Here is a 16131-nt window from a genome sequence, read left to right as displayed (position 1 = left end):
TCGCCGATCCTCCGGCGGCGCGAGGATGAAGCCTACAGAGAGGAGCCGTCCATGGCCTACGCCGTCACCAGCCTGCCCGCCGAACCGTTCGCCCCGCTATTCGCGATGGACGACGAAGCGCTCGCCGCCCACGGCGCCCGCCGGGTGGTCGCCGACGCGCCGCTGGGCTTTCCCTGCCGCGTCAGCCTGGACGACGCCCAGCCGGGCGAGACCCTCATCCTGGTCAACTACGAGCACCAGCCGGCGCCGACGCCGTTCCGCGCCAGCCACGCCATCTTCATCCGCCAGGGCGTCGAGCCGGTCGCCACGGTCGACGTGATGCCGCCGGCCCTGCGCCGCCGCCTGCTGTCCCTGCGGGCCTTCGACCGAGAGGGCATGATGCGCGCAGCCGACATCGTCGAGGGCGCTCGGGCCGAGGCCCTGATCGCGATCTTGTTCGAGGATCCGCAGATCGCCTATCTGCACGCCCACTACGCCAAGTGGGGCTGCTACGCCGCGCGGATCGATAGAGCCTAGGGTTTAGGTCGACGCCATCTCGCGCAGCACCCAGACCAGCGAGCCGATCCCGCCGCAGAACACCATCATGTCGATGATGATCGAGCGCTGCTTCGCCTTCAGCGCGTCGAACGCGTCCAGCTTGGCGCCTTGCTTGGCGCTGGCGGCCTTCTTGGCCATGGCTCGCTCCTTCCAGAGGTTCGAGCCCCCGCCCGATCATCGCGGTTAGACCATGCGTGGACTGAAGATCACGCTTCCAAACAAGGTTTAAGGAGTGCGAACGCCAGGCGCTCAGGCGCCGGCGCGATCGCCACCTTTAATCGCCCGTCGCTGTAACCTTGGCCTTCGCCGCTTCGTACTCACCTCCAGTAACTTATTCAGGAGGTTTCTCATGAACCCCGTGCTCGCCGCCGTCGCCCTGCTGTCCATCGCCGCGCCGGCTGTCGCCGCCGACCGTCCGGTCGTGGTCGAGCTGTTCCAGAGCCAGGGCTGCTCGTCCTGCCCGCCGGCCAACGCCAACCTCAACGCCATCGCCGGCCGCCCCGACGTGCTGGCTCTCAGCTTCGGCGTCACCTACTGGGACCAGTTGGGCTGGAAGGACACCTTCGCCACCAAGGCCTATACCGATCGGCAGAGGGTCTATGCCCGGGCGTTGGGCGCCCAGCTGGGCACTCCGGAGATGGTGGTCGAGGGTCGCGACAGCCTCGTCGGCATGGACCCGCGCCAGGTCGAGGCCGCCCTGCGCCGCGCTCGGCCAGCCAGCGACACCCGCATCGCCAGCGCCTCGGGCCGTATCGAGATCGCCGCCGGCCGCGCCCCGCGAGGGACCGCCGACGTCTGGCTGGTGCGCTACGATCCCCGCGTCCAGCAGGTGTCGATCCGGCGCGGCGAGAACGGCGGCAAGACCCTGCCCCATCGCGACATCGTCCGGCAGCTGACCCGCCTGGGCGGCTGGAATGGCGCGGCTGTGAGCTTCGCCCCGCCGGCGTCGCCCGATCCCGCCTATCGCACGGCGGTGCTGGTCCAGACGCCGGACGGCGGTCCGATCCTGGCCGCTGCGCGGCTGGACTAGAAGCAACCACCGTCGCGCAGGCGGGGCGGCGGGCTGCCGGTGGAGGCGAGGTTGCGCTCGCTGAAGCCGGGCGTCCGCCCTCGGTGGTAGTCTCGGCAGCGCTGCTTGCGCACGGCGTCCTTGTCGTAGCGCGACGGGACCTTCGGCTCGGGCGTCTCCCATTTGGTTTCGTCGACCGGACCGATGAAGTTGGGCGATGGGCGTCTGTCCTTCCGGTCGCTCCAGCTGTCTTGGCAGCGCGCCTTCTCATCGGGTGTCAGATGTTCGCTGCTTAGGCCCATGCAGGCGCGATGATAGCGTCCCCAGTTCGCGGCTGGCGCGCCTTCGGTCAACCGCTGGCGGTCGAGGGCCTGGCGATCGATGCGCCAGGCTGGATCGATCTCGGATGGCGCCGGCGCCGGCTCGGCGGGTTCTCCGGTTTCGGCGACGGACGGCGCTGGCGCTTCGACGCTCGATCTCGGGAAGGTCGACGCCGCGCGCGAGGCTGTCGATGGCGATCGCGATGGTGTTCGCCGCTGCGGCCGTTCCAGGTCCAGGATGATGACCGGCTGCTCCTCCATCACCGGCGGCGCCTGCTCGACCAGCACCAGGGCCGTTAGGATCAGACCATTGATCAAGACCCCGCCCGACGCGGCGATCCATCGCCGGGTCCGCCCGCCCCGTCCCATGCGCCCGCCACCTCAAGTTAAGCTTGGGCGCCAAAACGCGTTTCGATAGCGCCCCTTTCGAGGCGCGAACATGGCCAAGCGGCGCCCTGCACCGGGCGCCGCTGCTGACACTGGCTGTCAGCAGAAACAGCGCCTCACGCGCGCGACATTTGTTCGCATCTTGTTCTTGTGTTAATTCGCGGCTTGCGCCCTACATATAGCCGCTGCGCCGCGACCAATCGCGCGGTCCAACGTTCCGGAAAACATGGCTGAACAACTGAACTTCATCCGCGTTCGCGGCGCCCGCGAGCACAATCTGAAGAACGTCAGCGTCGACATCCCGCGCGGCGAGCTGGTCGTGCTGACCGGCCTGTCGGGCTCGGGCAAGTCGTCCCTGGCCTTCGACACGATCTATGCCGAGGGCCAGCGCCGCTACGTGGAAAGCCTTTCGGCCTATGCGCGTCAGTTCCTGGAACTGATGAGCAAGCCCGACGTCGACCTGATCGAGGGCCTGTCGCCGGCCATCTCGATCGAGCAGAAGACCACGTCGCGCAACCCGCGCTCCACGGTTGGCACGGTGACCGAGATCCACGACTACATGCGCCTGCTGTGGGCGCGGGTCGGGGTTCCCTACTCGCCGGCCACCGGCCTGCCGATCGAGAGCCAGACCATCAGCCAGATGGTCGACAAGATCACCGCCCTGCCCGAAGGCACGCGCCTCTACCTGCTGGCCCCCGTCGTTCGCGACCGCAAGGGCGAGTACAGGAAGGAGATCGCCGAGTGGCAGAAGGCCGGCTTCCAGCGGCTGAAGATCGACGGCGAGTACTATCCGATCGAGGACGCTCCGGTCCTCGACAAGAAGTTCAAGCACGACATCGACGTGGTCGTGGACCGCGTGGTGACCAAACCCGACATGGAACAGCGCCTGGCCGACTCCATCGAGCAGGCCCTGCGCCTGGCCGACGGTCTGGCGGTCGCCGAATTCGCCAATGTCGAGGAAGGCCAGACCGAGCCCAGGCGGATCCTGTTCTCGGAACGCTTCGCCTGTCCGGTCAGCGGCTTCACCATCGCCGAGATCGAGCCGCGGCTGTTCTCGTTCAACAATCCGGCCGGCGCCTGCCCGGTCTGCGACGGCCTGGGCGCCAAGCTGGCCTTCGACGCCGACATGGTGATCCCCGACAAGGACAAGAGCCTGCACAAGGGCGCGGTCGCGCCGTGGTCGCGCGGCCCCTCGCCGCTCTACACCCAGACCCTGCAGGCCCTGGCTCGCCACTACGGCTTCTCGATGGACGAGCCCTGGCACAAGCTGTCGCCGGACGCCCGCGATGTGGTGCTGAACGGCTCCAAGGGCCAGAAGATCAAGTTCGTCTACGACGACAACGCCCGCAAGTACGAGGTCGAGAAGCCCTTCGAGGGCGTGCTGCCGAACCTGGAGCGCCGCTGGCGCGAGACCGATTCGAGCTGGGTGCGCGAGGAGCTGGGCCGCTACCAGTCGGACACTCCGTGCGAGACCTGCCATGGCAAGCGCCTGAAGCCGGAAGCCCTGGCCGTGAAGATCGCCGGCATGGACATCGCCGAGGTCTCGACGCTGGCCATCCGTCCGGCCCGCGACTGGTTCGCCGGCCTGGAAGGCCAGCTGACCGACAAGCAGATGGAGATCGCCCGGCGCATCCTGAAGGAGATCAACGACCGCTTGCGGTTCCTGGTCGACGTCGGCCTCGACTACCTGAACCTGTCGCGCGGCTCGGGCACCCTGTCCGGCGGCGAGAGCCAGCGCATCCGCCTGGCCAGCCAGATCGGCTCGGGCCTGACCGGCGTGCTCTACGTGCTGGACGAGCCGTCGATCGGCCTGCACCAGCGCGACAACACCCGCCTGCTGACCTCGCTGCAGGGCCTGCGCGACCTCGGCAATTCGGTGTTGGTGGTCGAGCACGACGAGGAGGCCATCCTCACCGCCGACTACGTGATCGACATGGGTCCGGCCGCGGGCGTCCACGGCGGCGAGATCGTCGCCCAGGGCAAGCCGGCCGAGATCATGGCCAATCCCAACAGCGTCACCGGCCAATATCTGACCGGCGTCCGCGAGATCGAGGTGCCCGAACAGCGCCGGCCGATCAGCAAGAAGAAGATGCTGCGCGTCGTCGGCGCCACCGGCAACAACCTGAAGGGCGTCACGGCCGAAATCCCGGTCGGCACCTTCACCTGCATCACCGGCGTGTCGGGCGGCGGCAAGTCGACCTTCACGATCGAGACGCTCTACAAGGCCGCCGCGCGTCGTCTGAACAACGCCAGCGACGCCCCCGCGCCGCACGAGCGGATCGAGGGCCTGGAGCAGTTCGACAAGGTCATCGACATCGACCAGAGCCCGATCGGCCGCACACCGCGCTCGAACCCGGCCACCTATACCGGCGCCTTCGGCCCGATCCGCGACTGGTTCGCGGGCCTGCCCGAGAGCAAGGCCCGTGGGTATGGCCCGGGTCGCTTCAGCTTCAACGTCAAGGGCGGCCGCTGCGAGGCCTGCCAGGGCGACGGCGTCATCAAGATCGAGATGCACTTCCTGCCCGACGTCTATGTCACCTGCGATATCTGCAAGGGCAAGCGCTACAACCGCGAGACCCTGGACGTGGTGTTCAAGGGCAAGACCATCGCCGACGTCCTGGACATGACCGTCGAGGAGGCCGCCGACTTCTTCAAGGCCGTGCCGCCGATCCGCGACAAGATGGAGACGTTGAAGCGCGTCGGCCTCAGCTACATCAAGGTCGGCCAACAGGCCACGACCCTATCGGGCGGCGAGGCCCAGCGCGTCAAGCTGTCCAAGGAGCTGTCGCGCCGCGCCACCGGCCGCACGCTGTATATCCTCGACGAACCGACCACCGGTCTGCACTTCGAGGACACCAAGAAGCTGCTCGAGGTGCTGCACGAGCTGGCCGACCAGGGCAACACCGTGGTCGTCATCGAGCATAACCTGGACGTGGTGAAGACCGCCGACTGGCTGATCGACTTCGGCCCCGAGGGCGGCGACGGCGGCGGCGAGATCGTCGCGGTGGGCTCGCCCCAGGACGTGGCCGGAGTCGAGGCCAGCTGGACCGGCCGCTACCTCAAGGAAGTCCTCGACCGTCACGAGGAACGCCGCAAGGCGCGGGTGGCCGAGCTGAAGAAGGCCAAGCGGGCCTAGGCCCCAGCTGGAAACACAAACGCCCCGGAGAGCAATCTCCGGGGCGTCTTTGTTTGGCGAGGATCGCGGCGCCTACCAGCCGCCGTCGGTCGTCCCGTCGCCGCCCTCCTTGAGCTCGCGGTAGATCGACGGCGCGGGGCCGAACACGATCAGCGTCGTCAGCACCGAGAATATGCCCGAGAACAGCGCCTGGACGACGCCGGCGGGGGTGAAATAGGCCCGCAGGGAACTGGTGTCGGCGCGCATCATCCGGCCCGTGGCGGCGAAGTCGCCCGAGGCGATCAGGCCGGCCGCGTAGACGATCATCCAGATCAGCAGGATGACGATCACGCTCATCACCCCGGCCAGCAGATAGGCGCCGACCAGCGGCCAGAACAAGCCCTTGGTCGCCGGCAGCGAGCGGAACAGGGTGATCTTGCCGCTGTCGAAGGTCACGGCCGAGGCGAAGGACAGGCGCACGGCCAGATAGATCATCGCGCCGATCGAGCCGAGGCCGCACAGCAGGGCCAGGAACGCGCCGGTCGGGCCGCCCAGCGCGCCCAGGAAACCCGACACGGCCGAGCCGAGGAACAGCACGCCCATCAGCACCAAGCTGACCAGCAGCCACACGGCGGCTTGGCGCACCTCGTCCATGCCCAGGCGCAGATAGGCGAAACGGCTGTCGTGGGGACGCAGGACCAGACGGTTCAGGGCCGCGAAGATCACCCCGTTCAGCAGCAGGCTGTAGGGCAGCGACCACAGCATCAGCGGCGCCAGGTCGGACGCGCGGCGGACCAGTTCCTCCGGATCCGGCGTGCTGTTGTCGGACATGTAGTTGAGGAACGCCCCCAGCTTGGGGCCGAAGAACTGGATGGCCAGGGCGTTGGACAGGATCGACAGCACCGTCATCGCCGCCGCCCAGACGGCCACGGTCTTCAGGTTCTCCCGCACCAGGCGGAAACCGGAGAAGGCCGCGTCGGAGGCGGAGAACTTGGACATGACAGGCTCATTCGGGATGGCGAACAGGGCGGTAGGCCTAACAAGGTTCGCGCCGCTTCGACAGGGCGCAACGCCGCTTTTTCGTTCGGGGTTGCGGCGGGGGGCGGCATAACTCTAACATCCGTTTGAAAGGCGGCCGCGAGCGTCGCCGTGAACCGGGAGGGAACGATGAAACTCTATGGCGAGGCCATGCCGGCCCCCAATCCGCGTCGGGTGCGGATCTTCCTGGCCGAGAAGGGCGTCGAGGTTCCCGAGATCCCGATCGGCATGCGCCAGGGCGGCCACAAGTCGCCCGAGCATCTGGCGCGCAACAGCTTGGGCCAGGTGCCGGTGCTGGAGCTGGACGACGGGACCATGCTCAGCGAGACCGTCGCCATCTGCCGCTATTTCGAGGTGCTGCACCCCGATCCGCCGCTGTTCGGGGTCACGGCGCTGGAACAGGCCCAGGTCGAGATGTGGACCCGGCGGATCGAGTTCCGCCTGACCGTGCCGGTCGGCATGTTCTGGCGCCACGCTCATCCGTTCACGGCGCATCTGCTGACGCAGCACAAGGAGTTCGGCGAGTCCAACCGCGAGGCGGTCGCCAAGATCCAGCTGTGGCTGGACCGCGAACTGGCCGACGGTCGGCCCTACCTGGTGGGCGACACCTATACGATCGCCGACATCGCCGGGCAGACCACCCTGGACTTCGCCGACTTCACGGGTCTCTCGACACCCTCCGAGGCCAAGCACGTCCTGGCCTGGCGCGAACGGATGGCGGCCCGGCCCAGCGCGGGGGCGTAGACGCTCCTACGCGTGCAGCCCCGCGTCGATCTCGTCCTGGTTCAGGTGGGCGAAAGCCTTGGCCGGAGCCGCGACCAGGATCACCGTCTGCAGGGTCAGGAAGATCGGCGCCAGCAGTAGATTGGCCAGCAAGGTCAGGATCAGGCGCGGGTGACTGGCCACCACACCGCCGTCGGTCGACTGGACGCCGCCGCCGACGACATTGCCGACGATGCTCGACAGCGTCGCGCCGACGATCGAGACCAGGGCGCTGAGGATCAAGGTCAGGGCGAACATGCCCAGCAGTCGGAAGAACTGGCCGTGGGTCTGGATCCAGGCGGCGCGGATGTCGATGTGATGGTGCGAGAAGGCGTGCGGGCCCAGCAGCGACAGGCGCACGGCCACCCACAGCGACAGGCCGATCACGGCCAGGCCGCCCAGGGTGGCGAACCAGCCGGCCGCCGCGCCCGACAGCAGGGCCGCGCCCAGCACCACCGCGCCGGACGGGATCACCGTCACGCCCAGGGCGGCGGCCCAGGTGATCAGCGATACGACCAGCAACTGCAGCTCTTCCTTGCCCAGGCGCAGATAGGCGAAACGGTCGTTCTTCGGCTCGATCACCGAGCGGATGATCGCCGCCTGCAGCACCGAGCCCAAAACCAGAGCCAAAGCGATCAGCAGCACCATCACTCCGCCCAGGTGGGTGACCAGGTCGAGGATCTCGCGCGGGTCGGCCGACGAGCCTCGGCCGTTCAGCGCCGCGCGGCCTTCCTCGCCCAGCACGATCTTGGCGATCAGGCCCAGGATCGGCAGCATGACCAGCGAGAAGGTCGCCCAGGCCAGCACGGGCAGCGGCTTGCGCCGCATGGTGCGGAGGCCCTCGAGGGCGGCGTCGACGGGGCGAACAGACATCTAGCGTTGGTCCTGCGAGGCCGCGCCGTGGCGGTAGAAATGGGCCAGCGATCCGGTCCAGGCCGGCATGGCGTAGAAATAGGTGCAGACCGCCAGCACGGCGGCCACGGCCAGCCCCTGGCCTTGTGCCAGGCTCAGCACCGCGCTGAGCAGCGCCACCGGCACGGCGATGGCCAGGCCGATCACCAACAGCGCGGGGACGCGGCCCCGGGTCAGCGGAAAGGCGCTCAGGACCCGCACGCCCGACTGCTCGACCGTGGCCGGAGCCGACAACGAGAGGCGAAGGCCCAGCCAGACCAGGATCGCCAGGCTGGCCAGCGGGGCCAGGGCGACGACGAAGCCGGCCGGACCGGCGCTGGCGAAGGCCGCCTTCCAGCCCGCCGTGGAGCCCGCGTCGAAGTTGGGCGCGGCGGTGCGGGCCACGCCGAGGGCGACGCCGCCGACGACCACCATCAGGATCGCGCCGATCAGCAGCATCAAGGCCAGGATCATCAGTTGCGCGGCCAGCAGCCGCCACTCGTCACGTCCCCAGCGCAGCCCTTTTAGGCCGGCCTGGCGACCGAAGGCCCGGCGGAACAGCGCGCCCTGGGCGATCACGCCCGCCAGCAGCGTGGCCGCGAAGCGCGCGCCCGGCGGCAGAACCCCGGCGACGACGGTGAGCACGACCGCGAACGCCAAGGCGCCCCAACAGTCGCGCCCCGCGTTCGCCACGTCGGAAAGGCCCGCGCGCAAGGTCGCGCCGACTCCCGCCGCTCCGTCCGTCATCCGATCACGTCCCTCTCGCACGCCCCTCGCCCACCGAGTCGTCGCGTCACGCGCAATCTATGGCCTCGGCGGGCTTCTGGCGATGGCGTCGCGCCGACGTGAGCGGATTTCGGGTCGCCGTGACGCGGCCGCTACGCTCGCGTGGTCAAGGCCCGATGGATCACCGCCCAGGGGGCATAGAACAATGCGTGGACCACGGCGCTGAACAGCGCCGCGACCGTTCCGAACACCACCAGCCAGGGCCAGAGATCGCGCAGCAGCTCGAGCGGCGGCCGGGCCATGAAGGCTTCCAATCCGCCCGGACCTTGCAGCGCCGCCAGCGCGCCGCCCCCCAGGGCGACGCCGACCACCACCCCGCCGACCAGGATCTCCAAGCCCAGGATGAACACCACGATCAGCACGGCCACGCCCAGCAGCCGCCAGCCCTGGCCCCGGGTCAGGCTCCAGGACTCGAACAGTCGGAACTGGTTGTCGACGAAGGTCATCGGCGCGGCCATCGACAGCCGCAGCGCGACCCAGAACACGACGCCGAACGCGATCAGCGCCCCGACGCAGCCCGTGGCGATCGCCGCCATGTGGCCGCTCTCCCCGCCGCCGACCGCGACGATGGCGGTCAGCACCACCACCAGCAGCACGAGCACGAAGATGGCGATCATCGCCAGCACCTGCTCGACCAGCAGCAGCAGGGTCAGCCACATCTCGCGCGAGCCGATCCGCAGATAGGCCCAGGCCGACTGGCCGGGCGTCAGCACGGCGCGGAACACCGCCGCGCAGAACACCGCCTTAACGAAAGAGGACCACAGCCAGAACAGCATGTTCACGGCGGTCATGCCCGACTGCGCCTGCATCATCTGCTGCATCGCCTCGGGGCTGGGGTCGCCGCCGCGCTGGGTCATGGCCAGCTGGACCAGTTTCTGGAACTCCGGACCCAGGGTCAGGAAGCACAGGACGGCCGGGACCATCAGCGCCAAGGCCAGGGCGACCGCCCAGCCCACCACCGCCAAAGGCTTGCGACCGATCACGCCGAAGCCGGCCGTCGCCGCCTCGGTCACGGAAAACCTCGCCATGTCCCCTCCCAGGATCACCAGGCGCGAAGGGCCCGGCCCATCAGAGAGCCTACACCAGGTTTCGCCGAACGACAGCCGAGGGTATAGGGCGCCCCATGACCACGCATTCGAACTATCAGCCCGTCCATGTCATCGGCGGCGGCCTGGCCGGCTCAGAGGCCGCCTGGCAGATCGCCCAGAGCGGCGTGCCTGTCGTCCTTCATGAAATGCGGCGCGACGACGCCTCGGGCAAAGTCACCACCGACGCCCACCAGACCGACGGCCTGGCCGAGATGGTCTGCTCCAACTCGTTCCGCTCGGACGACTGGCAGTTCAACGCCGTCGGCCTGCTGCACGCCGAGATGCGCCGCTGCGACAGCCTGATCATGTCGGCCGCCGACCAGCACCAGGTGCCGGCGGGCGGCGCCCTGGCCGTCGACCGCGACCGCTTCTCGGCCGAGGTCACCCGCCGGCTGGAGGCGCACCCGCTGGTCACGATCGAGCGGGGCGAGATCGCCGGCCTGCCGCCCGAGGCCAATGAGACAAATGGATGGGACAACGTCATCGTCGCCACCGGCCCCCTCACCTCGCCGGCCCTGGCCGAGGCGATCCTGGAGCTGACCGGCGAGGGTCAGCTCAGCTTCTTCGACGCCATCGCGCCGATCATCCACTTCGACTCGATCAACATGGACGTCGCCTGGCGCCAGTCGCGCTACGACAAGGAAGGCCCGGGCGGCGACGCGGCGGCCTACATCAACTGTCCGATGAACAAGGACCAGTACGAGGCCTTCATCGACGCCCTGCTGGCCGGCCCCAAGTCCGAGTTCAAGGAGTGGGAGAACGTCCCCTATTTCGACGGCTGCCTGCCGATCGAGGTGATGGCCGAGCGCGGTCGCGAAACCCTGCGCCACGGCCCGATGAAGCCGGTGGGCCTGACCAATCCGCGTGACCCGCTGGTAAAAGCCTACGCCATCGTCCAGCTGCGCCAGGACAACGCCCTGGCCACCTTGTGGAACATGGTCGGCTTCCAGACCAAGCTGAAGCACGGCGTTCAGGCCGAGACCTTCCGGATGATCCCGGGCCTGGAGAACGCCCAGTTCGCCCGGCTGGGCGGCCTGCACCGCAACACCTTCATCAATTCACCCAAGCTGCTGGACAAGTCGCTGCGGATGAAGGTCCAGCCGCGCCTGCGCTTCGCCGGCCAGGTCACCGGGGTCGAAGGCTATGTCGAGAGCGCCGCCATGGGCCTGCTGACCGGCCGCTTCGCCGCCGCCGACCGCAAGGGCGCGCCGATCGAGGCGCCGCCCGGGACCACCGCGCTCGGGGCCCTGGTCGAGCACATCACCGGCGGCCACCTGGAGGGCGGCCAAGGCGGCTCCTTCCAGCCGATGAACATCAACTACGGCCTGCTGCCGCCGCTCGAGACCCCCAAAGTCGACGAGGAAGGCAAGAAGATCCCGCTGAAGGAGCGCGGCCGCGCCAAGAAGCGGCTGATGAGCCTGCGCGCGCTGAAGGACCTGGAGGCTTGGCTGGGCGCGTAGGGCGGCTCAGCGCGCGAGCTTGAGCTCGCCCTCGCCCACCTTGCGGCCGCCTTCAAGGAAGATGAACGTCGGAGCGGTCGCGTCGACCGTCGCCGCCTCGGCGCAGTGCAGCAGAACGTCGACGGTCTGGCCCGGCACGACCCGTTCCTCGCCGCCCGACAGATCGATCGCGCACGCCACCTCGGCCTTGGAGCCGGCGAAGACGAAGATCGGGCGATACCCGCGATAGAACGGGTTCTCGCGCCCGACCGCGCCCTTCAACGGCAGCAGGGTCAGCTTTGCCGGGATCGAGATCTCAGCCGGCAGCGTCGTCGCGCCGGATGCGGCGGTGGCGAGGCCGGGAACGGCCATCAGCGTGGCGAGGATCAGGCCACGGAATACAGGCGTCATCGTCATTTCCGATCGCGCCCCCTTGGTCGGCGAAACTGCCGTATCGCGGAGCCCGGGAGAAGAGGGTTTCAGGGTCCCGCCCGCCCCCGTCGCCTTGGAACAGACGCCCCTCGCTCCGCATAAGTAAGTAGTTTATGACTTAGGCTTAGGCGCCGCCGCTCGCGGATGGCGCTTGTCGAGGCGCCCGCGCGCCATTGAAGCGCGGGGACGGTTGCCGGGCAAGGCTTTCAGGTCTCTCCTGCTAGGCCTGGAGTCTCGGCGATCGAACGATGCGGGGGTCGAATCGAAGGTGAGCGTGACGATCGACATCGGGGTAAGGGCCAAGGCGCGCTGCGACCTGCTGGGCGTGGCGCCCTATAGCGAGATCGAGGGCCAGCTGACGCGCCGGTTCCTGACGCCCGCCCACGAAGCCGCCCTGACCACCCTGACCGACTGGATGAAGGGCGCAGGCATGAGCGTCCGCCGCGACGCCGCCGCCAACCTGATCGGCCGCTACGAGGGCGAGGCCCCCGGGGCCAAGGCTCTGATCATCGGCTCGCACATCGACAGCGTCCGCAACGGCGGGCGTTATGACGGGCCGCTGGGCATCATGCTGGGGATCGACGTGGTCGAGGCCCTGAACGCCGCCGGCCGCCGCCTGCCCTTCGCCATCGAGGCCGTGGCGTTCGGCGACGAGGAGGGCTCGCGCTTCCCCGCCTCGATGAGCTGCAGCCGCGCCATCGCCGGCGTGCTGGACACCACCGCCCTGGACATGAAGGACGCCGAGGGGATCACCGTAGCCGAGGCCTTGACCGCTTTCGGCGGAGACCCGGTCGGCATCGCCTCGGCCGCGCGGAGGCCCGAGGACGTCCTGGCCTTCCTCGAGGCGCATATCGAGCAGGGCCCGGTGCTGGAGGCCGAGGGCCTGGCGCTGGGCGTGGTTACCGCCATCGCCGCCCAGAAGCGGCTTATGGTCCGCATCGAGGGAACCGCCGGCCATGCGGGCACCACGCCAATGAACCTGCGCGAGGATCCGGGGCCCGCCGCCGCCGAATGCATCCTGGCCCTGGAGCGGATCTGTCGCGCCGGAAAGGACGGCCTGGTCGGCACCGTCGGCCGGGTGACCGCCCTGCCCGGCGCGTTCAATGTCATTCCCGGCGCGGTCGAGTTCTCGATGGACATCCGCGCCGAGACCTCCGCGACCCGCGACGCCGCCGCCGACGCGGTCTGTGTCGAGATCCACGCCATCGTCGGCGCACGCGGCCTGAAGGCGCAGATCCAGCTGATGCAGGCCCTGGCCGAAAGCCCCTGCGATCCATCGCTGATGGACCTGCTGGGCGAGGCCCTGGCCGATCTCTCGCTGCCGGCCCGACGCCTGCCCTCGGGCGCCGGCCACGACGCCATGGTGATGGCGCGGCTGTGCCCGGTGGCCATGCTGTTCATCCGCTGCGAAGGCGGGATCAGCCACAACCCGGCCGAGGCCGTCACCGAGGCCGACTGCGCCTTGGCGGCTCAGGCCATGCTCCATTTCATCGACAAGCTAGAACGACGCGAACGCGCATGACCCAAGACGCCATCGACACCTTCAAGGAACTCGACCACCCCGCCCGCCTGCTGATGGGCCCGGGCCCGATTAACGTGCACCCGCGCGTGCTGCGGGCCATGTCGGTGCAGCTGCTGGGCCAGTTCGACCCCGAGTTCACCGGCTACATGAACGAGGTCATGGCGCTGTATCGCGGCGTGTTCCAGACCGCCAACCGCTGGACCTTCGTGGTCGACGGCACCTCGCGGGCCGGGATCGAGGCGGCGCTGGTCTCGACGCTCTCGCCCGGCGACGACGTGGTGGTGGTCAATGCCGGGCGCTTCGGTCTGCTGCTGGCCGAGATCGCCGAGCGCTGCGACGCCAAGGTCACCTTCGTCGAGGGCGAATGGGGCCGGGTCGTCGACCCGCAGGCCGTCGAGGACGCCGTCAAGCGCGTGAAGCCGCGCCTGGTCGCCTGCGTGCATGGCGACACCTCGACCACCATCGCCCAGCCGATCGAGGCCATCGGCGAGATCTGCCGCCGCCACGACGCCCTGCTCTATGTCGACGCCACCGCCACCCTGGGCGGCATGAGCGTGCCTGTGGATAAGTGGCAGGCCGACATCGTCACCGCCGGCCTGCAGAAGTGCATGGGCGGTCCCTCGGGCTCGGCCCCGATCACGATCAGCGACCGCGCCGCCGACCACATCTTCTCCCGCCGCCATGTCGAGAAGGGCCTCGCGGGACCCGGCGCGATGGGCAACGGCCGTCGGATCGCCTCCAACTATTTCGACCTGGCGATGATCATGGACTACTGGTCCGACAAACGCCTGAACCACCACACCGAGGCGGCCAGCATGCTGTTCGCCGCCCGCGAGTGCGCGCGGATCGTGCTGGAGGAAGGCCTCGACACGAGGTTCGCCCGCCACGCCCAGGCCGGCGCGGCGATGGTCGCCGGCATCGAGGCGCTGGGCCTGACCGTCTATGGCGACCAGGCCCACAAGATGACCAATGTCACCGGTGTGATCGCGCCCGCCGGCGTCGACTACGACCGGGTCAAGACGCGGATGCGCACCGAGTTCGAGATCGAGATCGGCGCGGCCTTCGGTCCCCTGGCCGGCAAGATCTGGCGCATCGGAACCATGGGCGTGAACGCCCGCAAGCACGCGGTGCTGCAAACCCTGGCCGCCCTGGAAGCGGTGCTGCGCTGGGAAGGCTTCGGCTTCCCCGCCGGCGCTGGTGTCGACGCGGCGGCGAAGGTGTTCGCATGAGCGGGGGGATCGTCACCTTCTTCCCCCTCCGGGGGAGGAGCGCCGCAGGCGCGGAGGGGGCAAATGCCCAAAACACTCACCGCACTTGCCCCCACCTGACCGCGCGCCGCGCGGTCGTCCGCCCCCGGAGGGGGCGGAAGGCATGAGCGCCTACCCCCGCGACCTGATTGGCTATGGCGAGCATCCACCGCACGCTCAGTGGCCGAACAGCGCCCGCGTGGCCGTGCAGTTCGTCCTCAACTACGAGGAAGGGGCCGAGCGCTCCATCCTGCATGGCGACCCGGTCAGCGAGTTCTTCCTGTCCGAGATGGTCGGCGCCCAGCCCATCCAGGGCATGCGCAACATGTCGATGGAGAGTCTCTACGAATACGGCTCTCGCGCCGGCTTCTGGCGCATCCGGCGGCTGTTCGAGGAGTTCGGCCTGCCGCTGACTGTGTTCGGCGTCGCCCAGGCCATGGAGCGCCACCCGGACGCCGTCGAGGCGATGATGAAATCGGGCTGGGAGATCGCCAGCCATGGCTATCGCTGGATCGACTACCAGCACTTCACGCAAGAGCAGGAGTTGGAGCACATCCAGCAGGCCATCGAGATCCAGACGCGGTTGACGGGCGAGCGGCCGCTGGGCTGGTACCAAGGCCGCACCAGCCCCAACACCGCGCGCCTGGTCGCCCAGGAAGGCGGCTTCGTCTACGACGCCGACAGCTACGCCGACGACCTGCCGTACTGGGACGACCAGCACGGCCGCGCCCAGTTGATCGTCCCCTACACCCTGGAAGCCAACGACATGCGCTTCACGGCGGCCCAGGGCTTCAACACTGGCGAACAGTTCTTCACCTATCTGCGCGACGCCTTCGACGCCCTCTATCTGGAAGGCGAGACCGCGCCGAAGATGATGAGCATCGGCCTGCACTGCCGCGTGGTCGGCAAGCCCGGCCGGATCGGCGCGCTGCGGCGGTTCCTGGATCACATCACCCAGCACGACAAGGTCTGGGTGGCCAAGCGGATCGACATCGCTCGCCACTGGATCGCGACCCATCCTTACGAGGCCAAGGCATGAGCGCCCCGCCCCTGACCCTGGCCCGCCTCAACAGCATGAACCGGACGGGCTTCACCACCGCCCTGGGGTTCGCGTTCGAGCTTTCCCCCTGGGTGGTCGAGCGCGCCTGGGACGCGCGGCCGTTCGCCAGCGTCGAGCGCCTGCACGGCGCGATGATGGCCGTGCTAGACGCCGCCTCGACCGCCGACAAGCTGGCCCTGATCCGCGCCCACCCGGAGCTGGCCGGCAAGGCGGCGATCGCCAAGGCGCTGACCGCCGAGAGCAACGCCGAACAGGCCAGCGCCGGCCTCGACCGACTGAGCCCCGAGGAGTTCGCCCGCTTTCACGACCTGAACGCCGCCTATGCCGAGCGCTTCGGCTTCCCGTTCATCATCGCCGTGCGGCTGAACGACAAAACTTCGATCCTGGCCGCCATGCAGGCGCGCCTAACGAACGACCAGACGGCCGAGATCGCCGAGGCGATCCAGCAGATCGGCCTGATCTCCAAGCTTCGACTGCTCGACGCGGTGACCGAATAAG

16 protein-coding genes are annotated in these 16131 nt (G+C 68.8%); 9 read left to right on the top strand and 7 right to left on the bottom strand.

What is annotated here, in order from left to right:
• Positions 1–51 precede the first annotated feature (51 nt).
• The gene (locus ASC70_RS00190; RefSeq protein ID WP_056045176.1) at positions 52–516 is read left to right on the top strand and encodes a DUF1203 domain-containing protein; all 465 of its coding nucleotides are present in this window, start codon (positions 52–54) and stop codon (positions 514–516) included.
• Between the two features lie 3 nt (positions 517–519).
• On the opposite strand, the gene ASC70_RS25215 is transcribed toward ASC70_RS00190, so the two are convergent.
• Positions 520–675, bottom strand: coding sequence for a hypothetical protein (locus tag ASC70_RS25215; protein ID WP_082009406.1), 156 nt, complete (start codon positions 673–675; stop codon positions 520–522).
• Between the two features lie 211 nt (positions 676–886).
• Here ASC70_RS25215 and ASC70_RS00185 point away from each other — a divergent pair, with 211 nt between their 5' ends.
• Complete coding sequence (locus ASC70_RS00185) at positions 887–1567, top strand: thioredoxin family protein (RefSeq protein ID WP_056045172.1); 681 nt, start codon at positions 887–889, stop codon at positions 1565–1567.
• On the opposite strand, the gene ASC70_RS00180 is transcribed toward ASC70_RS00185, so the two are convergent.
• The gene (locus tag ASC70_RS00180) at positions 1564–2154 is read right to left on the bottom strand and encodes a hypothetical protein (protein ID WP_156396086.1); all 591 of its coding nucleotides are present in this window, start codon (positions 2152–2154) and stop codon (positions 1564–1566) included. The genes ASC70_RS00185 and ASC70_RS00180 overlap by 4 nt on opposite strands.
• Positions 2155–2479: 325 nt before the next feature.
• Here ASC70_RS00180 and uvrA point away from each other — a divergent pair, with 325 nt between their 5' ends.
• Complete coding sequence (gene uvrA, locus ASC70_RS00175; protein ID WP_056045168.1) at positions 2480–5389, top strand: excinuclease ABC subunit UvrA; 2910 nt, start codon at positions 2480–2482, stop codon at positions 5387–5389.
• Positions 5390–5461: 72 nt separating this feature from the next.
• On the opposite strand, the gene ASC70_RS00170 is transcribed toward uvrA, so the two are convergent.
• Positions 5462–6367 (bottom strand): hypothetical protein, encoded by a 906-nt coding sequence (locus ASC70_RS00170; protein ID WP_056045164.1) that lies wholly within the window; start codon positions 6365–6367, stop codon positions 5462–5464.
• 168 nt (positions 6368–6535) lie between these two features.
• On the opposite strand from ASC70_RS00170, the gene ASC70_RS00165 reads away from it, so the two are divergent.
• Positions 6536–7150: a glutathione S-transferase family protein gene (locus ASC70_RS00165; RefSeq protein WP_056045162.1), complete on the top strand. Its 615-nt coding sequence runs from the start codon at positions 6536–6538 to the stop codon at positions 7148–7150.
• A gap of 6 nt (positions 7151–7156) precedes the next feature.
• Here the strand turns inward: ASC70_RS00165 and ASC70_RS00160 are convergent, their stop codons facing one another.
• The 3 genes from ASC70_RS00160 to ASC70_RS00150 all read right to left on the bottom strand — a co-directional run bounded on the left by ASC70_RS00160 (position 7157) and on the right by ASC70_RS00150 (position 9873).
• Positions 7157–8041, bottom strand: a complete 885-nt coding sequence (locus ASC70_RS00160; RefSeq protein WP_056045158.1) for a hypothetical protein — start codon at positions 8039–8041, stop codon at positions 7157–7159.
• A complete protein-coding gene (locus ASC70_RS00155) occupies positions 8042–8806 on the bottom strand; it encodes a hypothetical protein (protein WP_056045155.1) in 765 nt (254 codons plus the stop codon). It abuts the gene before it with no gap.
• Between the two features lie 131 nt (positions 8807–8937).
• Complete coding sequence (locus tag ASC70_RS00150) at positions 8938–9873, bottom strand: hypothetical protein (protein ID WP_056045152.1); 936 nt, start codon at positions 9871–9873, stop codon at positions 8938–8940.
• A gap of 95 nt (positions 9874–9968) precedes the next feature.
• Here ASC70_RS00150 and trmFO point away from each other — a divergent pair, with 95 nt between their 5' ends.
• Positions 9969–11393 carry a methylenetetrahydrofolate--tRNA-(uracil(54)-C(5))-methyltransferase (FADH(2)-oxidizing) TrmFO gene (gene trmFO, locus ASC70_RS00145; RefSeq protein ID WP_056045149.1) on the top strand — a complete coding sequence of 475 codons (1425 nt, stop codon included), beginning with the start codon at positions 9969–9971 and terminating at the stop codon, positions 11391–11393.
• Between the two features lie 6 nt (positions 11394–11399).
• Here the strand turns inward: trmFO and ASC70_RS00140 are convergent, their stop codons facing one another.
• On the bottom strand, positions 11400–11783 hold the full coding sequence (locus ASC70_RS00140; protein WP_156396085.1) for a hypothetical protein: 384 nt from the start codon (positions 11781–11783) through the stop codon (positions 11400–11402).
• A 289-nt stretch (positions 11784–12072) separates the two neighbouring features.
• Between ASC70_RS00140 and ASC70_RS00135 the strand changes: the two genes are divergently transcribed.
• The 4 genes from ASC70_RS00135 to uraD all read left to right on the top strand — a co-directional run bounded on the left by ASC70_RS00135 (position 12073) and on the right by uraD (position 16130).
• Entirely contained in the window at positions 12073–13326 is a 1254-nt protein-coding gene (locus ASC70_RS00135; protein ID WP_056045144.1) for an allantoate amidohydrolase, read from the top strand.
• On the top strand, positions 13323–14555 hold the full coding sequence (locus ASC70_RS00130) for an alanine--glyoxylate aminotransferase family protein (RefSeq protein ID WP_056045141.1): 1233 nt from the start codon (positions 13323–13325) through the stop codon (positions 14553–14555). The genes ASC70_RS00135 and ASC70_RS00130 overlap by 4 nt, the downstream gene beginning before the upstream one ends.
• A 142-nt stretch (positions 14556–14697) precedes the next feature.
• The gene (gene puuE / locus ASC70_RS00125; protein WP_056045138.1) at positions 14698–15612 is read left to right on the top strand and encodes an allantoinase PuuE; all 915 of its coding nucleotides are present in this window, start codon (positions 14698–14700) and stop codon (positions 15610–15612) included.
• Positions 15609–16130, top strand: a complete 522-nt coding sequence (uraD, locus tag ASC70_RS00120; RefSeq protein ID WP_056045135.1) for a 2-oxo-4-hydroxy-4-carboxy-5-ureidoimidazoline decarboxylase — start codon at positions 15609–15611, stop codon at positions 16128–16130. Before puuE ends, uraD begins: the two co-directional genes overlap by 4 nt.
• Position 16131: the final 1 nt, after the last annotated feature.

This window comes from Caulobacter sp. Root343, assembly GCF_001425745.1.
GTDB lineage: Bacteria > Pseudomonadota > Alphaproteobacteria > Caulobacterales > Caulobacteraceae > Caulobacter.
The sequence above is the reverse complement of the archived record's forward strand: the minus strand, read 5'-3'. Positions and strand labels throughout refer to the sequence as shown.